This is a genomic window from Streptomyces sp. NBC_00287, assembly GCF_036173105.1.
In the GTDB taxonomy this organism is placed as follows: Bacteria; Actinomycetota; Actinomycetes; order Streptomycetales; family Streptomycetaceae; genus Streptomyces.
Map to the genome: position 1 here is coordinate 6,539,127 of NZ_CP108053.1, position 18,166 is coordinate 6,557,292.

The 18,166-nt window shown below is 68.9% G+C and carries 18 protein-coding genes and 2 riboswitches; of the genes, 13 read left to right on the plus strand and 5 right to left on the minus strand.

Going from position 1 to position 18,166, the window contains the following annotated elements:
* Positions 1-45 precede the first annotated feature (45 nt).
* The 4 genes from OHT76_RS29975 to gcvT all read right to left on the minus strand — a co-directional run bounded on the left by OHT76_RS29975 (position 46) and on the right by gcvT (position 4,349).
* Entirely contained in the window at positions 46-1,413 is a 1,368-nt protein-coding gene (locus tag OHT76_RS29975) for an L-serine ammonia-lyase (protein WP_328873973.1), read from the minus strand.
* A 61-nt stretch (positions 1,414-1,474) separates the two neighbouring features.
* Positions 1,475-2,740: a serine hydroxymethyltransferase gene (gene glyA, locus OHT76_RS29980; RefSeq protein ID WP_328873974.1), complete on the minus strand. Its 1,266-nt coding sequence runs from the start codon at positions 2,738-2,740 to the stop codon at positions 1,475-1,477.
* Positions 2,741-2,754: 14 nt separating this feature from the next.
* Positions 2,755-3,132 carry a glycine cleavage system protein GcvH gene (gcvH, locus tag OHT76_RS29985; protein WP_328873975.1) on the minus strand — a complete coding sequence of 126 codons (378 nt, stop codon included), beginning with the start codon at positions 3,130-3,132 and terminating at the stop codon, positions 2,755-2,757.
* A 98-nt stretch (positions 3,133-3,230) separates the two neighbouring features.
* Positions 3,231-4,349 carry a glycine cleavage system aminomethyltransferase GcvT gene (gene gcvT, locus OHT76_RS29990; RefSeq protein WP_328873976.1) on the minus strand — a complete coding sequence of 373 codons (1,119 nt, stop codon included), beginning with the start codon at positions 4,347-4,349 and terminating at the stop codon, positions 3,231-3,233.
* Positions 4,350-4,386: 37 nt separating this feature from the next.
* Positions 4,387-4,495: riboswitch (glycine riboswitch) on the minus strand.
* A riboswitch (glycine riboswitch) is annotated at positions 4,496-4,591 on the minus strand.
* A 170-nt stretch (positions 4,592-4,761) separates the two neighbouring features.
* Between gcvT and OHT76_RS29995 the strand changes: the two genes are divergently transcribed.
* From OHT76_RS29995 to OHT76_RS30045, 11 genes are all read left to right on the plus strand, one after another.
* Entirely contained in the window at positions 4,762-5,436 is a 675-nt protein-coding gene (locus OHT76_RS29995) for an AAA family ATPase (RefSeq protein WP_328873977.1), read from the plus strand.
* Between the two features lie 67 nt (positions 5,437-5,503).
* Positions 5,504-6,295, plus strand: coding sequence for an enhanced serine sensitivity protein SseB (locus OHT76_RS30000; RefSeq protein WP_328873978.1), 792 nt, complete (start codon positions 5,504-5,506; stop codon positions 6,293-6,295).
* 167 nt (positions 6,296-6,462) lie between these two features.
* Positions 6,463-7,251 carry an enhanced serine sensitivity protein SseB C-terminal domain-containing protein gene (locus OHT76_RS30005; protein WP_328873979.1) on the plus strand — a complete coding sequence of 263 codons (789 nt, stop codon included), beginning with the start codon at positions 6,463-6,465 and terminating at the stop codon, positions 7,249-7,251.
* Between the two features lie 322 nt (positions 7,252-7,573).
* Positions 7,574-8,569 (plus strand): ABC transporter permease, encoded by a 996-nt coding sequence (locus OHT76_RS30010; protein WP_328873980.1) that lies wholly within the window; start codon positions 7,574-7,576, stop codon positions 8,567-8,569.
* Between the two features lie 58 nt (positions 8,570-8,627).
* Positions 8,628-10,382, plus strand: coding sequence for an ABC transporter substrate-binding protein (locus OHT76_RS30015; protein WP_443049853.1), 1,755 nt, complete (start codon positions 8,628-8,630; stop codon positions 10,380-10,382).
* Positions 10,383-10,451: 69 nt separating this feature from the next.
* Positions 10,452-11,459, plus strand: a complete 1,008-nt coding sequence (locus OHT76_RS30020; protein WP_328873982.1) for an ABC transporter permease — start codon at positions 10,452-10,454, stop codon at positions 11,457-11,459.
* Positions 11,456-12,553 (plus strand): ABC transporter ATP-binding protein, encoded by a 1,098-nt coding sequence (locus OHT76_RS30025; protein WP_328873983.1) that lies wholly within the window; start codon positions 11,456-11,458, stop codon positions 12,551-12,553. Before OHT76_RS30020 ends, OHT76_RS30025 begins: the two co-directional genes overlap by 4 nt.
* The gene (locus OHT76_RS30030; RefSeq protein ID WP_328873984.1) at positions 12,550-13,779 is read left to right on the plus strand and encodes an ABC transporter ATP-binding protein; all 1,230 of its coding nucleotides are present in this window, start codon (positions 12,550-12,552) and stop codon (positions 13,777-13,779) included. Before OHT76_RS30025 ends, OHT76_RS30030 begins: the two co-directional genes overlap by 4 nt.
* A gap of 71 nt (positions 13,780-13,850) precedes the next feature.
* On the plus strand, positions 13,851-14,507 hold the full coding sequence (locus OHT76_RS30035; RefSeq protein WP_328873985.1) for a trimeric intracellular cation channel family protein: 657 nt from the start codon (positions 13,851-13,853) through the stop codon (positions 14,505-14,507).
* A gap of 61 nt (positions 14,508-14,568) precedes the next feature.
* The gene (locus OHT76_RS30040) at positions 14,569-15,447 is read left to right on the plus strand and encodes a thioesterase family protein (RefSeq protein WP_328873986.1); all 879 of its coding nucleotides are present in this window, start codon (positions 14,569-14,571) and stop codon (positions 15,445-15,447) included.
* Between the two features lie 33 nt (positions 15,448-15,480).
* Entirely contained in the window at positions 15,481-16,455 is a 975-nt protein-coding gene (locus OHT76_RS30045; RefSeq protein WP_328873987.1) for a helix-turn-helix transcriptional regulator, read from the plus strand.
* 465 nt (positions 16,456-16,920) lie between these two features.
* Here OHT76_RS30045 and OHT76_RS30050 read toward each other — a convergent pair whose 3' ends face one another.
* On the minus strand, positions 16,921-17,550 hold the full coding sequence (locus OHT76_RS30050; RefSeq protein ID WP_328873988.1) for a TetR family transcriptional regulator: 630 nt from the start codon (positions 17,548-17,550) through the stop codon (positions 16,921-16,923).
* Between the two features lie 134 nt (positions 17,551-17,684).
* Between OHT76_RS30050 and OHT76_RS30055 the strand changes: the two genes are divergently transcribed.
* Together OHT76_RS30055 and OHT76_RS30060 are read left to right on the plus strand one after the other, a co-directional pair.
* The gene (locus OHT76_RS30055) at positions 17,685-17,840 is read left to right on the plus strand and encodes a hypothetical protein (protein ID WP_328873989.1); all 156 of its coding nucleotides are present in this window, start codon (positions 17,685-17,687) and stop codon (positions 17,838-17,840) included.
* A 15-nt stretch (positions 17,841-17,855) separates the two neighbouring features.
* Positions 17,856-18,122, plus strand: coding sequence for a DUF4190 domain-containing protein (locus OHT76_RS30060; protein ID WP_328873990.1), 267 nt, complete (start codon positions 17,856-17,858; stop codon positions 18,120-18,122).
* Positions 18,123-18,166: the final 44 nt, after the last annotated feature.

The following is an 18,166-nucleotide window of genomic DNA, read 5'->3' on the forward strand; positions in this document are numbered from 1 at the left end:
CCACGGCCCTGCGCGCCACGGGCCCAGTTGGCTTGTTCTGCACCCTCAGCACTCGATGATGTTCACCGCCAGCCCGCCCCGCGCCGTCTCCTTGTACTTCACGCTCATGTCGGCGCCCGTGTCCTTCATCGTCTTGATGACCTTGTCCAGGGACACCTTGTGCGAGCCGTCGCCCCGCATCGCCATCTTCGCCGCCGTGACCGCCTTCACCGCGGCCATGCCGTTGCGCTCGATGCACGGGATCTGGACCAGGCCGCCGACCGGGTCGCAGGTCAGGCCGAGGTTGTGCTCCATGCCGATCTCGGCCGCGTTCTCCACCTGTTCCGGCGAACCGCCCAGCACCTCGGCCAGCGCGCCCGCCGCCATCGAGCACGCCGAGCCCACCTCGCCCTGGCAGCCGACCTCGGCACCGGAGATGGACGCGTTCTCCTTGAAGAGCATGCCGATCGCGCCGGCGGCGAGCAGGAAGCGCACCACGCCGTCCTCGTCCGCGCCCGGCACGAAGTTGATGTAGTAGTGCAGGACTGCGGGGATGATGCCCGCCGCGCCGTTCGTCGGCGCCGTCACCACTCGGCCGCCCGCCGCGTTCTCCTCGTTCACCGCCATCGCGTAGAGCGTGATCCACTCCATCGCGTGCGCCAACGGGTCGCCCTCCGCCCGCAGTTGGCGTGCGGTCACCGAGGCCCTACGCCGCACCCGCAGCCCGCCCGGCAGGATGCCCTCGCGCGACATACCGCGCGACACGCACGCCTGCATCACCCGCCAGATCTCCAGCAGGCCGGTGCGGATCTCCTCCTCCGTGCGCCAGGCCCGCTCGTTCTCCAGCATCAGGGACGAGATCGAAAGGCCCGTCTCCTTGGTCAGGCGCAGCAGCTCGTCGCCGGTGCGGAAGGGGTACTTCAGCACCGTGTCGTCGAGCTTGATGCGGTCCGCGCCCACCGCGTCCTCGTCCACGACGAAGCCGCCGCCGACCGAGTAGTACGTCTTCGACAGGAGCTCCGCGCCCGAGGCGTCGAACGCCCATATCGTCATGCCGTTCGCGTGGTACGGCAGCGCCTTGCGCCGGTGCAGGATCAGGTCGTCGTCGAAGGAGAAGGGGATCTCGTGATCGCCCAGGAGCGACAGACGGCCCCCGGACCTGATCGCCGAGACCCGGTCGTCCGCCGTCTCCACGTCCACTGTCCGGGGAGACTCGCCCTCCAGGCCGAGCAGTACGGCCTTCGGGGTGCCGTGGCCGTGTCCGGTCGCGCCCAGGGAGCCGTACAGCTCGCAGCGGACCGAGGCGACGGACTCCAGCAGCCCTTCGTTGCGCAGGCGCCGTGCGAACAGGCCGGCCGCACGCATCGGGCCGACCGTGTGGGAGCTCGACGGGCCGATGCCGATCGAGAACAGGTCGAAGACCGAGATGGCCACGGGAACTCCTCAAGAGAGGGCAGGGGGCGCACTTCGTCGGGCGCCCCCCACCAGGGAACTACTACTTGCTCAAACCGGGATACAGCGGGTGCTTGTCGGCAAGCGCCGTGACCCGGGCCTTCAGCGCCTCCACGTCGTACGACGGCTTCAGCGCCTGTGCGATCACGTCCGCGACCTCGGCGAAGTCCTCGGCCGTGAAGCCGCGGGTGGCCAGGGCGGGCGTGCCGATCCGGAGACCGGACGTCACCATCGGCGGACGCGGGTCGTTCGGGACGGCGTTGCGGTTGACCGTGATACCGACCTCGTGGAGACGGTCCTCGGCCTGCTGGCCGTCCAGTTCGGACTCGCGCAGGTCCACCAGCAGCAGGTGGACGTCGGTGCCGCCGGACAGGACGTTGACCCCGGCTTCGCGGGCGTCGGCCGCCGTGAGCCGCTCGGCGAGGATGCGCGCGCCCTCCACCGTACGCCGCTGGCGCTCCTTGAACTCCTCCGAGGCGGCGACCTTGAAGGAGACCGCCTTGGCCGCGATCACATGCTCCAGGGGACCGCCCTGGAAGCCCGGGAAGACGGCGGAGTTCAGCTTCTTCGCGAACTCCTTGCCCCGAGCGAGGATGATGCCACCGCGCGGACCGCCCAGGGTCTTGTGCGTGGTGGAGGTGACGACATCGGCGTACGGCACCGGGTTCTCGTGCAGCCCCGCCGCAACCAGACCGGCGAAGTGCGCCATGTCGACCCACAGATACGCCTCGACCTCGTCGGCGATCCGGCGGAACTCCGCGAAGTCCAGCTGCCGCGGGTACGCCGACCAGCCGGCGATGATCACCTTCGGGCGGTGCTCCTTGGCGAGCCGCTCGACCTCGGCCATGTCGACGAGACCGGCATCGTCCACGTGATACGCGACCACGTTGAACTGCTTGCCGGAGAAGTTCAGCCGCATCCCGTGGGTCAGATGGCCGCCGTGGGCCAGGTCCAGACCGAGGATGGTGTCACCGGGCTGGGCCAGCGCGAACAGCGCGGCCTGGTTGGCGGAGGCACCGGAGTGCGGCTGGACGTTGGCGTACTCGGCGCCGAACAGGTCCTTGACCCGGTCGATCGCGATCTGCTCGGTCACGTCGACGTGCTCGCAGCCGCCGTAGTAGCGGCGGCCGGGGTAGCCCTCGGCGTACTTGTTGGTGAGGACGGTGCCCTGGGCCTCCATGACGGCGACCGGAGCGAAGTTCTCCGAGGCGATCATTTCCAGGGTGGACTGCTGGCGGTGCAGCTCGGCGTCGACCGCGGCGGCGACCTCCGGGTCGAGCTCGTGCAAGGGCGTGTTCAGGACGGACATGCGTCTACGACTCCTCAGCCGGCGGAAAAGGCGGTGTACTCGTCGGCGGAGAGCAGGTCGGCCGGCTCCTCCGCGATGCGTACCTTGAACAGCCAGCCGCCCTCGAAGGGGGCGGAGTTCACCAGCGACGGGTCGTTGACGACGTCCTCGTTGATCTCGGCGACCTCGCCGTTGACCGGGGAGTACAGGTCGGAGACCGACTTGGTGGACTCCAGCTCGCCGCAGGACTCGCCCGCTTCGACGGTGGAACCGACCTCGGGGAGCTGGGCGTAGACGACGTCACCGAGCGCGTTGGCCGCGAACTCCGTGATGCCGACCGTCGAGACGCCGTCCTCGGCGACCGACAGCCACTCGTGCTCCTTGCTGTAGCGCAGCTGCTGGGGGTTGCTCATGGCCTGAATTCTCCTGTACGCGGGGGAGTGCTGATGAATGGGGGACTGCTGAAGGCGTGCGTGAGCAGCGGTGATGTGCTCAGCATCACCTACGGCTACTACTTCTGGCGCTTGTAGAAGGGCAGCGCCACGACCTCGTACGGCTCGTGGCTGCCCCGGATGTCCACGCCGACCCCGGCCGTGCCCGGCGCCGAGTGCGCGGCGTCGACGTAGGCCATGGCGATCGGCTTGCCCAGCGTGGGGGAGGGGGCGCCGGAGGTGACCTCGCCGATGACCTCGCCGCCCGCGACGACCGGGTACCCGGCGCGCGGGACCCGGCGGCCCTCGGCGATCAGGCCGACCAGGACGCGGGGCGGGTTCTCCGAGGCGCGGGAGGCAGCCTCGGTGAGCGCCTCGCGCCCGACGAAGTCGCCCTCCTTCTCGAACTTGACCACGCGGCCGAGCCCGGCGTCGAAGGGGGTCAGGTCGGTCGTGAGCTCGTGGCCGTACAGCGGCATGCCCGCTTCCAGGCGCAAGGTGTCCCGGCAGGACAGGCCGCAGGGGATCAAGCCCACCGAAGAACCCGCCTTGGTCAGCGCCTGCCACAGTTCGACCGCGTCCTCGGGCTTCACGAACAGCTCGAAGCCGTCCTCGCCGGTGTACCCGGTGCGCGCGATCAGCGCGGGGACGCCCGCGACGGTGCCGGGCAGCCCGGCGTAGTACTTCAGACCGTCGAGGTCGGCGTCGGTGAGCGAGCCCAGGATGCCCGGGGACTCGGGGCCCTGGACGGCGATCAGCGCGTAGGCGTCCCGGTCGTCGCGGACCTCGGCGTCGAAACCGGCGGAACGATCCATCAGTGCGTCCAGCACCACCTGGGCGTTGGAGGCGTTGGCGACGACCATGTACTCGGTCTCCGCGAGCCGGTAGACGATCAGGTCGTCCAGGATGCCGCCGTCGGCGCGGCAGATCATGGTGTAGCGGGCGCGGCCGGTCTTCACGCCCCCGATGTTCCCGACGAGGGCGTAGTCGAGAAGCGCGGCGGCCTGCGGGCCCGTGACGGTGATCTCGCCCATGTGGGAGAGATCGAACAGGCCGGCCTGGGTGCGCACGGCGTTGTGCTCGTCGCGCTCGGAGCCGTAACGCAGCGGCATGTCCCAGCCGGCGAAGTCGGTCATCGTCGCGCCCAGCGAGCGATGCAGGGCATCGAGGGCGGTACGGCGGGGTTCGGTACTGCTCATCGGACGGTCGTCTCCCAAGGCATGACGGCGAGGTCGTTCCTCCCCATCTGTCATCGGAACCTGAGAGGTTCGTCATGACCGCGCCGGGGCATGACTTGCACCTTGGGTGGGACCACCGGAAACGGCGGTCCGCTTTTCAGATGTGCCTCGCCCGCGCGGTAACGGGGCCTGAGAGATTCAAGGGAGGGACTTGCTCCTTCGGCGCCCCAGCTGAAAGCTGGGGACTCTCCCGCGCGGATTCAAACGGCCGGTATGCAGTTGGCGCGGCCATCATTGCATGGCGGGGGCGTCCGTGGGCAGGCCGCATCTGTAACCGGCTTGTGGCGGTACGCGCACGAAAACGCGAGAGATCGGCCATTACCTTCTCTTTACGCTCAGTGGGGAGGGGAGCTCCCGACCCTGGAGGAGGACGATGACGGTGAACAGGACCACGGCGTACGCGACCACGTCGGGTCTCGCGCTGCCCAAGCAGCCCGTGGCCCCGGCCCTCGAAGCCTGCGGCACGATCCCCGCACCCGTCGTCCGAGACCTGCGGGAGCGGGACGGCCGCAGTCCGCATGCCCTGCTCTTCGGCCCCAAGGACCTCGTCGTGATCACCGGCCTGCCCGGCAGCGGCAAGTCCACGCTGATGCGCCGCGCGGTGAAGGGCCGGCGCATCGACTCCCAGGACACCCGCGACCGCTGGGACGCCCGGATGCCGGGCTATTTGCCGTACGCGGTCTACCGTCCCCTCGTCCGGCTCGCCCACTACGCCGGGCTGTGGCGCGCCCTGCGCTCCGGCGAGGGTGTCGTCGTGCACGACTGCGGTACGCAGGCCTGGGTGCGCGGCTGGCTGGCCCGCGAGGCGCGGCGCCGGGGCGGCACCCTGCATCTGCTGCTCCTCGACGTCACACCGGACCAGGCGCTGGAGGGTCAGCGCGAGCGCGGTCGCGGTGTCTCGCGGTACGCCTTCCTGCGGCACCGCTCGGCGGCGGGCCGGCTGCTGCGCGCGGTGGAGCAGGGCGAGCTGCCGCAGGGCTGCGGTTCTGCGGTGCTGATCGACCGGCCCGCGGCGGGCGTGCTGCGCCGGATCGGCTTCACGGGCTGAGCCCCGGTCCTCCACAGGCGCTAGCCTTTTCAGCCACATCAGTGGTTCACGGCAGGCGGTCAGACAGATGGACTTCCCGGCGGATCTCCCCGCGGACTTTCCGGCGCAGGCACACCCCCATCCGCACGGCGGATGGCCCGGCAACGAGCTGGAGGAGGTGCTCTCCGCCTCCCTCGGCGTGCCCACGGCGGGCGGCCGGATCATCGAGGTCCTCGGCCGCAGCTACGTCTGGGTCCCGCTGCCCGCCGGCGGCGGCCCGCACAGCGGCCCGCTGGACCTGCCCACGCTGGAGATCGAGGGCCAGGCCTACGTCCCGGTCTTCAGCTCCGAGGAACAGTTCCGCCAGGTCGTCGGCTCGCACATGTCGTACACGATCGCCCCGGCGGTGGAATTCGCCCGCGGCCTGCCCCCGCAGGTGGGCATGGCGATCAACCCCGACGGCGTGGTGGGCATCCCCCTCCCGCCGCCGGCGGTTGCCGAACTCTGCCGCGCGGGCCGCACCCCCCTGGACGGCCCCGCGAGCGGCGGCCGGGTCAAGCTCTACGAACCGGACTGGCAGGACGACCCGGTCGACTTCCTCTCCGCGGCCTCGGCAGAGTTCGCGGCAACGGGCGTGGTCACCACAGCCCGCCGCTGCCTGGCAGCCATCGAAACGGCGGCGCCGGTGATGTTCGTAGGAGTGGAACTCTCCAACTGGGAGGGCGACCTGCGCACGGCTCCGATGGACGCCCTGGGCCGAGCCCTGGGCAGAGTCCCCACGAACTGGCAAGTCAACCTGATCCTCCTGGACATGGCAGCCCAGGACCCGGTGGCGATGTGGATGCGCGAAAAGGTACGGCCCTTCTACACGCAGGGTTAGTGGAGAGACGTAAGGGGCGCGGGGCTGTGTCGATGTGCGGCTCCGCCGCGGGGCGCGAGAAACCACGACGCAGCCGCACCCGCGCGACGGCAGCAAGTCCCGAGCTGATAGGCGGCCTTAAGCTAGGGTCACGGCTCGGTCGGACAAAGGTTGAAGGGGCGGTACAGGTGAGCGCCAGCGGCATCGCGGCCGGGCAGGTCGAGCACATGCTGCGCCAGGTCACGCCCGGGCGCTACGACGCCTACGAGGCGCTCCTGCGCGCGCTCGCGACCCCGAACTCCGGCCAGATCTGGATGCTGCTGTGGCACGGCCAAGCCGGCTCCCCGGACGCCCAGTACGGGAACATGGAGGTCGACAGCTACGGCTACGCCCCCTGCGTCACCTCCGCCCAGGAGCTGTCGGCCAGCGGCTGGAACCGCAGTTACGAAGTAGTCGACGGAGTCGACGTGGCCCGCACCCTGTACCCGGACCACTTCGGCCTCTGGCTCAACCCGCACGCCCCCGGCGGCGGCGTCGGCATCCCCTGGCTCGACCTGCGCCGCATCGCCACCGGCCTGGACCGCCAGCCCGCCGGTCCCCTCCGCCTGTCGGAACCCGGCATCGAGATCCCGCACTTCTATGCCCTGCTCGCCCAGAACGCCCACCGCACCCCGGCCGTCCGCGCCCTGCGCCGCGCCTGGGTGCAGCCGGCGCTCGGGGCGCCGTACCTCGCCATCGGTCTGGATGTGTACGACACCAGCCCGCCCGCCGTGGACTCGGTGCGCGCGATGATGCAGCAGTCCATCGGCGCGGTCCCGGACGGGCTGCCGGTGTCGACGGTGGCGATGTCCGACGAGTACGACCCGGTCGCGATGTGGATGCGGGCGAGCGCCCGTCCGTTCTACGACCGTGAGGCCCACGCCGCGCAGGCGCCGGCCGCCGGATACGGCTACCCACCGGTACACGGCGGCTACTGACCTGGTGACGCGCCGTCAGCCATTCACGTGGCCGACACATTTCTGCGCGCGTAGATGACGCCGAAGGTCGGTCAACGACCGATATGTCCTAACTCCCCCTCGTCCGGCGATCGTTATCCGCTGTTCGGATAACGGAATCCCCAGTGCATCATCACGGTTGCGCATACTTTCGCCGCCAGGCCTGGCGGGTGATCGTGACGACGCTGAAGACTCCCCAGTCAGACACGGGGTCGGTCGATCCTGTGATCGAGCGCAAGTCGACAAAGCCGTAATCCACGGCAGGCGTAGGCCGGTCACCACCGGCGAGAGGGGTCGGGTCACTGTGACCGCACCGATCGAGACCACCGGGGCAGCCGACGCACAGCCGGAGGCTGTGCTCAGCGGCGCCGAGAAGGGGCAGATCGAAGGCCGTTCGCTCGGGCAGATCGCCTGGTCCCGGTTCAAGAAGGACAAGGTCGCCGTCGCCGGTGGCGTCGTCGTCATCCTGCTGGTGCTGCTCGCCCTGCTGGCCCGTCCCATCCAGGCCCTCTTCGGCCTCGACCCCAACGCCTTCAACCAGGATCTGATCGACCCCAACACCTCGCTGCCCACCGGGGACTTCGGCGGGATGAGCATGGACCACCCGCTGGGCGTCGAGCCCAAGTTCGGTCGGGACATCGCCACCCGCATCCTGGAGGGCTCCTGGGTGTCCCTGGTCGTCGCGTTCGGGGCGACCATCCTGTCCAACACCATCGGCACGGTCCTCGGCGTGATCGCCGGTTACTACGGCGGTCGCACGGACGCGATCATCAGCCGTCTGATGGACACCTTCCTCGCCTTCCCGCTGCTGCTGTTCGCCATCGCCATCTCGGCGACGCTCCAGGGCGGTGCGTTCGGCCTGGAAGGGCTGCCGCTGCACATCACCGTGCTGATCTTCATCATCGGCTTCTTCAACTGGCCGTATCTGGGCCGAATCGTCCGCGGCCAGACCCTGGCCCTGAGGGAGCGCGAGTTCGTCGACGCCTCCCGGGGCATGGGCGCCAAGGGTCCGTACATCCTCTTCCGGGAGCTCCTCCCGAACCTGGTCGGCCCGATCATCGTCTACTCGACGCTGCTCATCCCGACGAACATTCTCTTCGAGGCCAGCCTGAGCTTCCTCGGTGTCGGCATCCAGCCCCCGCAGGCGTCGTGGGGCGGCATGCTCAACCAGGCGGTCGACTTCTACGAGGTCGACCCGCAGTTCATGATCGTGCCTGGCCTCGCCATCTTCGTCACCGTCCTGGCGTTCAACCTGCTCGGCGACGGACTCCGTGACGCTCTCGACCCGCGCAGCCGCTGACATGCGGCCGCGTCGAGAGCCCATCAAGTTTCCAACTATGGAGGGGAAGCAGACCATCATGCGAAGGTCAGCGCTGGCCGCCATCGCGGCTATCGGCACTGTGAGCCTGGTGCTTTCGGGTTGCAGCAAGGCCGACGACAACGACAATGGCGACGGCAACAACAAGTCGGCCGGCGCCAACGCCGCGACCAAGGGTGTCGTCAACGCCTCCGACGCGAAGGGGGGCACGGTCACGTACGAGTACTCGGACGTGCCGGACTCCTTCGACCCGGGCAACACGTACTACGCGTACATGTACAACCTCAGCCGGCTGTACGCCCGCCCGCTGATGACGTTCAAGCCCGCGGCCGGTGAGGCCGGCAACGAGCTGGTCCCGGACCTCGCGTCGGCCCCGGGTGAGCCCAGCGACGGCGGCAAGACCTGGACGTACAAGCTCCGTGAGGGCCTCAAGTACGAGGACGGCACGGCGATCACGTCCAAGGACGTCAAGTACGCCGTCGAGCGTTCCAACTTCGCGCGTGACGTGCTCTCCCTCGGCCCGAGCTACTTCCAGCAGTTCCTCGAGGGCGGCGACAAGTACAAGGGCCCGTACAAGGACAAGAGCGACAAGGGCATCGCGTCCATCGAGACGCCGGACGACACCACGATCGTCTTCAAGCTCAACCGTGCCTTCCAGGAGTTCGACTACCTGGTCGCCACCCCGCAGACGGCCCCGGTACCGAAGGCGAAGGACACCGGCGTCGACTACGTCAAGGACATCGTGTCCTCGGGCTCCTACAAGTTCGAGAGCTACGAGGAGGGCAAGCAGGTCGTCCTCGTCCGCAACGAGAACTGGGACGCCGCGACCGACCCGCTGCGCAAGCAGTACCCGGACAAGATCGTCGTCAAGCTGAAGGTCAACGCCGAGACCATCGACCAGGACGTCATGGCCGGCAAGGCGATCGACCTCGGTGGTACGGGTGTCCAGGCCGCGACCCAGGCGAAGGTCGTCAACTCCTCGGACCTGAAGGCCAGCACCGACAACACCTTCGGTGGCCGTCTGGTCTACATGGCGATCAACACCAAGCTCGCGCCGTTCGACAAGGTCGAGTGCCGCAAGGCCGTGGAGTACGCGGTCGACAAGGTTTCCGTGCAGACCGCGCTCGGCGGCCCGATCCGCGGTGACATCGCCACCACGGTCCTGCCGCCGGACATCCCGGGCTACGAGAAGACCGACCTGTACGCCACGCCGGACAACAAGGGTGACGTCGCCAAGGCCAAGGAGCAGCTGAAGGCCTGCGGCAAGACGTCGATCAAGACCAACATCTCGGCGCGCAGCGACCGTCCGGCGGAGATCGACTCGGCCACCGCGATCATCGACTCGCTGAAGAAGGTCGGCATCGACGCCAGCCTGAAGCAGTTCCCGTCGGGCAAGTACTTCACCGACGCCGCGGGTGTGCCGCAGTTCAACAAGAAGCAGAACATCGGTCTGCACATGATGCAGTGGGGTGCTGACTGGCCGTCCGGCTACGGCTTCCTGCAGCAGATCCTGCACAGTGACGCGATCGGTGAGTCCGGCAACACCAACCTGTCGCAGTTCGACAACGCGGATGTCGACTCGATGCTGGAGAAGGCGATCGCGAGCGAGGACGAGAGCGAGCGCAACAGCCTGTACGCCGAGATCGACAAGAAGACGATGGAGGAGGCGGCCCTCGTTCCGCTGACCTACTTCAAGGTCCTGCTGTACCGCCCCGCCAACTTCACCAACCTGGTCTCGACGGCGGCCTTCAGCGGTCAGTACGACTACCTCAACATCGGCACGACCAAGAAGTAGCCCCGGAAGGCAGGTGAAGGCATTGGTGCCCGCGGGCTTCGCGGCCCGCGGGCACCAGCGCCGATCCCCGTGATCTCGTATATCCTCCGCCGGATGATCGCAGCGGTGATCCTGCTGCTGGTCGTCACCGCGGTCACCTTCGCGATCTTCTTTTTGCTGCCGCGGCTCGCCGGCCAGACGGCCGACCAGCTGGCTCAGCAGTACATCGGGAAGAGCCCCACGAAGGCCGACATCGAAGCGGTCAAGCAGAACCTCGGTCTCGACCAGCCCGTGTACGTCCAGTACTGGGACTTCATCAAGGGGATCGTCTCCGGCGCGACCTATGACCTGGGCCCCACCACCGCGCAGTGCAACGCGCCCTGCTTCGGCTACTCCTTCAAGACCCACGTCGAGGTCTGGCCGCAGCTCACCGACCGTCTGCCGGTGACCTTGTCCCTGGCCGCCGGTGCCGCCGTCATGTGGCTGCTCGGCGGTGTCACGGCCGGTGTGATCTCCGCGCTCAAGCCGCGGTCGTTCGCCGACCGGACGTTCATGGGCATCGCCCTCGCCGGTGTCTCGCTGCCCATGTTCTTCACGGGCCAGCTCGCGCTGTTCCTCTTCACCTTCCAGTGGCCGATCTTCGGCCGCGAGTACGTCCCCTTCACCGAGAACCCCTCGCAGTGGGCCAACACGCTCTTCCCGGCGTGGTGTTCACTCGCCCTGCTCTACTCGGCCATCTACGCCCGGCTGACCCGCTCCGGCATGCTGGAGACGATGAACGAGGACTTCATCCGCACGGCGCGCGCCAAGGGTCTGCGCGAGCGGAAGGTCGTGGTCAAGCACGGGCTGCGGGCGGCGCTGACCCCGATCATCACCGTCTTCGGCATGGACCTCGGACTGCTGCTCGGCGGTGCGGTGATCACCGAGACGGTCTTCTCCCTGCACGGCATCGGTGAGTACGCGGTGCAGTCCATCCGGGACAACGACCTGCCCCCGATCCTCGGCGTCACCCTGCTCGCCGCCTTCTTCGTCGTGATCGCAAACTTCCTGGTGGACCTGTTGTACGCCGCCGCCGACCCGCGGGTGAGGCTCTCGTGACCGAACTCTCCAAGACCGGTGCCGCAGTGGGGGAGCCCGTGAAGGCCCCCTCCGACGCGCCCACCGCCTTTCTCGAAGTCCGCGACCTCAAGGTGCACTTCCCGACCGACGACGGCCTGGTCAAGTCCGTCGACGGGCTCAGCTTCAAGCTGGAGAAGGGCAAGACCCTCTCCATCGTCGGCGAGTCCGGCTCGGGCAAGTCCGTCACCTCGCTGGCGATCATGGGTCTGCACCGCCTCGGCGCACGCGGCAAGAACGTCCAGATGTCCGGCGAGATCTGGCTGGACGGCAAGGAACTGGTCTCCGCCGACCCGGACGAGGTGCGCCGGCTGCGTGGCCGCGAGATGGCGATGATCTTCCAGGACCCGCTGTCCGCGATGCACCCGTACTACACGATCGGCAACCAGATCGTGGAGGCGTACCGCGTCCACCACGACGTCAGCAAGAAGGTCGCGCGCAACCGGGCCATCGAGATGCTCGACCGGGTCGGCATCCCCGAGCCCGCCAAGCGCGTCGACGGCTACCCGCACGAGTTCTCCGGCGGTATGCGCCAGCGCGCGATGATCGCCATGGCGCTGGTGAACAACCCCGAGCTGCTCATCGCGGACGAGCCGACGACCGCCCTGGACGTCACCGTCCAGGCGCAGATCCTCGACCTGATCCGGGATCTCCAGAAGGAGTTCGGCTCCGCGGTCGTCCTGATCACCCACGACCTCGGTGTGGTCGCCGAGATCGCCGACGACGTCCTGGTGATGTACGGCGGCCGGTGCGTGGAGCGCGGCCCGGTCGACGACATCTTCGAGCGGCCGCAGCACCCGTACACCTGGGGTCTGCTCGGCTCGATGCCCCGCATCGACCGCGAGACCTCCGAGCGGCTCATCCCCGTCAAGGGCCAGCCGCCGAGCCTCATCAACGTCCCCTCGGGCTGCGCCTTCCACCCCCGCTGCCCGTACGCGGACGTCCCCAAGGGCGATGTCACCCGCACCGTGCGCCCCGAACTGGCGCAGGTCGGCACCGGACACTTCTCCGCCTGCCACCTCTCGCCCGAGGACCGTACGCGGATCTGGACCGAAGAGATTGCGCCGAAGCTGTGAGTGAGACCAAGAAAACGGACGTGACCGTCCCGGCACAGGCGTCGGCTCCCGCGGAAGAGCGCGAGGTGCTGCTGAAGGTCGAGGGCCTGCAGAAGCACTTCCCGATCCGCAAGGGCGTGCTCCAGCGCCAGGTCGGCGCGGTCAAGGCCGTCGACGGCATCGACTTCGAGGTGCGCAAGGGCGAAACCCTCGGCGTGGTCGGCGAGTCGGGCTGCGGCAAGTCGACGATGGGGCGGGTCATCACCCGGCTCCAGGACCCGACGGGCGGCTCGATCCACTTCGAGGGCAAGGACATCACCCGGCTGAACACAGCCGGGATGCGCCCGCTGCGGCGGGACATCCAGATGATCTTCCAGGACCCGTACGGCTCCCTGAACCCCCGCCACACCATCGGCTCGATCGTCTCGGCGCCCTTCCGGCTCCAGGGCGTGGAGCCCGAGGGCGGGGTGAAGAAGGAGGTCCAGCGCCTGCTGGAGCTGGTCGGCCTGAGCCCCGAGCACTACAACCGCTACCCGCACGAGTTCTCCGGCGGTCAGCGCCAGCGCATCGGCATCGCGCGGGCGCTGGCGCTGAAGCCGAAGCTGGTGGTGGCGGACGAGCCGGTCTCCGCCCTCGATGTGTCGATCCAGGCGCAGGTCGTGAACCTGATGGACGACCTCCAGAAGGAGCTCGGCCTCACGTACGTGATCATCGCGCACGACCTGTCCGTCGTACGCCATGTCTCGGACCGCATCGCGGTGATGTACCTCGGCAAGATTGTCGAACTCGCCGACCGCACCTCGCTGTACGAGGCTCCCATGCACCCGTACACCAAGGCGCTGATGTCGGCGGTGCCGGTGCCGGACCCCAAGCGCCGGGGCACCAAGAGCGACCGCATCCTGCTGCGCGGCGATGTGCCCTCGCCCATCGCGCCGCCGAGCGGCTGCCGTTTCCACACGCGGTGCTGGAAGGCGACGGAGATCTGCAAGACGACCGAACCGCCGCTGCTGGAGCTGCGCCGCGGTCAGCAGGTCGCCTGCCACCACCCGGAGAACTTCGAGGACCAGGCCCCGCAGGACACCGTGCTGCTGACCGCCGCGAAGCAGGCGGCGGAGCTGGTGTCCGACGAGGTGCTGGCGGAGTCGGCGGAGACTTCGGCGGCGGTGGCGGCGGAGGTGGAGGCCACGGCGGCTTCCACTGAGGAGGACGGCGCCGACAAGCAGGAAGCCACCGATAAGCAGGACTAGTACCCCAAGTCCGACCCAGCCCCCGCCTTGCATTGAAAGGCGGGGGCTCGGCATTGGGTGAGAATGGCAGGGTGTTCCAGCAACTCTTCACCCCGTCCGTCCAGCACACGCTCGACTTGATCGGCATCTTCGTCTTCGCGATCTCCGGCGCCCTGCTGGCGGTACGCAAGAACTTCGACGTCTTCGGCATCGCCGTCCTCGCCGAGGTGACCGCACTGGGCGGTGGGCTGTTCCGGGACCTGATCATCGGCGCCGTACCGCCCGCAGCCTTCACGGACCTGGGGTACTTCCTGACTCCGCTGCTCGCCGCGCTCCTGGTCGTCTTCCTGCACCCGCATGTGGAGCGCATCCAGACCGGCGTGAACGTCTTCGACGCGGCCGGCCTCGGCCTGTTCTGCGTCACCGGCACGACGAAGGCGTACGACCACGGCCTCGGCCTCACCGCCTCCGCCGCCCTGGGCCTGGCCACCGCCGTCGGTGGCGGTGTGCTGCGCGATGTGCTCGCCAACGAGGTGCCCTCGCTGCTGCGCTGGGACCGTGACCTCTACGCGGTCCCGGCGATCGTCGGCGCCGCGATGGTCGTCCTGTGCATCCGTTTCGACACCCTGAACTCCGTCACCAGCGGGTTCGCGGCGGCGACGGCCTTCGTACTGCGGCTGCTGGCGATGCGGTACCACTGGCGAGCGCCACGGGCTTGGAACCGTCGCTCGACCGTCCGGGAGGAGTGAGGGGCGGCCGTGGATGGGGGGAAAGCTACCGCTTAGTAGTTACCTGTTGTACCGTTCACTCATGCCAGAAGCAGCGTCCACGCAGGCCACGATCGGCGACAGCGAGTTCGACCGCGACACCGCGCTCACCCGGCGCGAGCCCGGGGTCTACGACATCGACCTCTCCGCCGGCTGGACCATCATCAACGCCGTCAACGGCGGCTATCTGCTGGCCGTCCTCGGCCGTGCGCTCTCCGACGCCCTGCCGCACGCCGACCCCTTCACGATCTCGGCGCACTACCTGACCGCGTCCCAGCCCGGCCCGGCGGTCGTCCGCACCTCGGTGGTCCGCACCGGCCGCAGTCTGTCGACCGGCCAGGCCTCGCTCTTCCAGTACGACGAGCAGGGCCGGGAGGTCGAACGCATCCGCGTCCTCGCCTCCTACGGCGACCTCGACACGCTCCCGGACGACGTCCGTACGACAGCGAAGCCGCCCGCGATCCCGCCGATGGACCAGTGCTTCGGCCCCGAGACTGCATCTGATATCCGACTACCGTCGGGTGGCCCCGCCCCCGTCCCCGGCAGCTCGGCCATCACCGACCGCCTGATGATCAAGCTGGACCCCTCGACGCTGGGCTGGGCCCTCGGCGCCCCGTCCGGAAAGGGCGAGATGCGGGCCTGGTTCGGCCTGTCCGACGGCCGTGACGCGGACCCGCTCTCCCTGCTCCTGGCGGTGGACGCCCTGCCGCCGACGGCCTTCGAACTCGGCATCAAGGGCTGGGTCCCCACGGTCGAACTGACGGTCCACGTCCGTACCCGCCCGGCGCCGGGTCCCCTGCGGGTCTCGATCACGACCCGCAACCTGGCGGGCGGCTTCCTGGAGGAGGACGCGGAGGTGTGGGACAGCAACGACCGTCTGGTGGCCCAGTCGAGGCAGCTGGCAAGGGTCCGTCTCGGCTGAACCTTCGGGGTCGGTCCCTCGTAGCCTGACCCCGTGAAGTCGGACCGCCTCCTCTCGATCCTCCTGCTGCTGCAGACCCGCGGCCGCGTCACGGCAACCGAACTCGCCGAGCGCCTGGAGGTATCGGTCCGCACGATCTACCGGGACATCGAGGCGCTCTCCACCTCGGGCGTCCCGGTCTACACCGAGCGTGGGCGACTCGGCGGCGTAGAACTGCTGGAAGGCTTCCGTACCGACGTCACGGGCCTGACCGCCGACGAGTCCCGCGCCCTGTTCATCCTGGCCGCGCAGGGCGCCCACGCCGCGCTGGGCCTGGACACGGCGCTCGGTTCGGCCCTGCGCAAGGTGATGGCCGCGCTCCCCGCGCCGCACCGCCCGGCCGCCGAAGTGACCTCCCGTCGCATCCTCGTGGACGCCACCCGCTGGAAGGGCGGCCCACAACCGGCCGCGGACCTGGATGTCCTGCAGGACGCGGTCTTCACCGACCGACGCCTGAAGCTGCGGTACCGCCACGGCGGGGAGACCCGGACCCGGACGTACACCGTCGATCCCTACGGCCTCGTCGCCAAGGCGGGTGTCTGGTACCTGGTCGCCGACAGCCGGGGGAAACCACGCCTGTTCCGCGCCGACCGGGTGCGTTCGGCGACGATCCTGACGGACCCGGTGAAGCGCCGCCCGGGCGTCGAACTCGCCGATGCCTGGGCGCAACTGCGCCGCCAGGTCGAGGAACGCCCCGGCACGATCGACGTGACCGTCCGCGTCCGCCGTGACCGCGTCGATCTGTTCCGACGCGTCAACGGCCCCTGGCTGACCGCGCTCCCGCAGGCCGAGGCGGGCAGCGAGTGGCTGACGGCCCAACTCTCCTACGGCTTCCTCGGAGAGGCCCGCCAACTGCTGGCGTTCGGCGACCAGGTGGAGGTGGTCTCACCGCCGGAGGTGCGCGCGGAACTGGCGCGCACGGCCGCGTCCGTCACGGAGCTGTACTTGAGAAGCGCTTTGCCCGACTGACAGGGCCCGGACAGGACGCCCTCAAGGAAGCCCTAAGTGCCGTTGGTTGAGTGCCTGCTTCAGGACTCCCTCATCGTTCTTGGAGCTGTTTCTCATGAAGCGTGCGCGTCTCGTCCCCGCGGTGGCCCTGTTGGCGCTCTCACCCCTGGCATTGGTGGCCTGCGGCTCCGGCGACTCGTCGTCCTCGAACACCGGTAACTCCAGTCAGCAGAACTGCCAGCCGCCGTCGGGGATGCCGAGCGGGGGGCCTTCGGGTGCGCCTTCGGGGATGCCGAGCGGGGCGCCCTCGGGTGTGCCGTCCGGTGCTGCTTCGGGTGCGCCCTCCGGGGCTCCATCGGGGGCTCCGTCGGGCGCGCCCTCCGGTATGCCGAGCGGCGGGCCCGGCGGAGGCGGTGGCCAGGGCGGCTGTGGCGGCGGCCCGGGGCAGCAGGCTCAGCAGGGCTGACGTAGAGAACTGTCGCCGTCTCAGTCCAACCAGTGCCGGCGGCCGATGCTGATGAGCCGCATCCGTCGGTTGGCGATGTGGACGACCCGCGCCCGCTCTTCCTCGGCACCCTCCTCCAGGGTGTCCAGGAAGAGCGAGGCGGTCATGAGCATCTGGTCGACGTAGAGGTTGGCCAGCATCAGGAGATCGTCGTCGCTCCAGCCCTCGGACATCGGGTCCTTGGCGAGCTCACGCTTCACTTCCTCGCCGAACCGGGCGAGTTGGTCCTGGATGGCCTCCCGGACGGGCTGGACCCCGCCGTGCCGCTCGCGGGCGATGAACCGGACGTGGGCCGGGTGGGCGGCGACATGGCCGGCGATCAACTCGACGGCGCGGGCTATGCGTTCGTCCGGGTCGCCGTCGGCGGAGACGGTGGTGCGGATCATCGGGTGCAGACTGCCGAGCGCCTCCTCGACGAGGGCGACGCCGAGATCCGCGGTGGAACGGAAGTGCCGGTAGAAGGCGGTGGGGGCGACGCCGACGGCGCGGGTGACCTCGCGCAGGCCCAGACTGCTCAGGCTCTGCTCCTCCAGCAGTCCCAACGCGGCGTCCAGGAGCGCCTGTCGGGTCTTCTGTTTCTGGGCCTGCCGGATGCCGAGGGTGTGACTCATGCCATGCAGTTAACAACTGTTCTCTGGAATTGAAAAGCCGTCGGGCGCGCTAGACTCATAAGTCAGTGAACAAGTGTAACTACAACCGTTCACCGAAATGTAACGAGACGCATCTCGGAGGGGGATCCCATCCCATGCTGTTCCTCGTCGCCGCGCTCCTGCTGCTGGGCGTCGTCATGGGCACCGTGGCCCACGCACCGCTCGGCTTCACCGTCATAGCCGCCGCAGTGATCGCCACATGGCTGGCCATCTTCGCCCTGCGCGAGCGCCACGCCCGCCGCAGCCACTGAGGGAGCTGACGAACCATGCAACTCACCGCACCCACAACCCACCGCCCGGTCCCCCGAGACGCCGACGGCATGGCCGTGGCGTCCTTCATCCTCGGCCTGGTAGGCCTGTTGGTCCTGAACGTCTTCCTGGGCCCGACAGCGATAGCCCTGGCAGCGGTATCGCTGTGGCGAGGCACGAACCGGCGCGGCCGTGCATACCTGGGCCTGGGCCTGGGGGTAGCGGACCTACTGGTCCTGCTCGCCTTCATGCAGGCGGACGGCACGGTGTCCTGGAGCTTCTGAGTACCCGCGTAGCCGCGGGCCCGCGGGCAAGCGAACCCACCCCG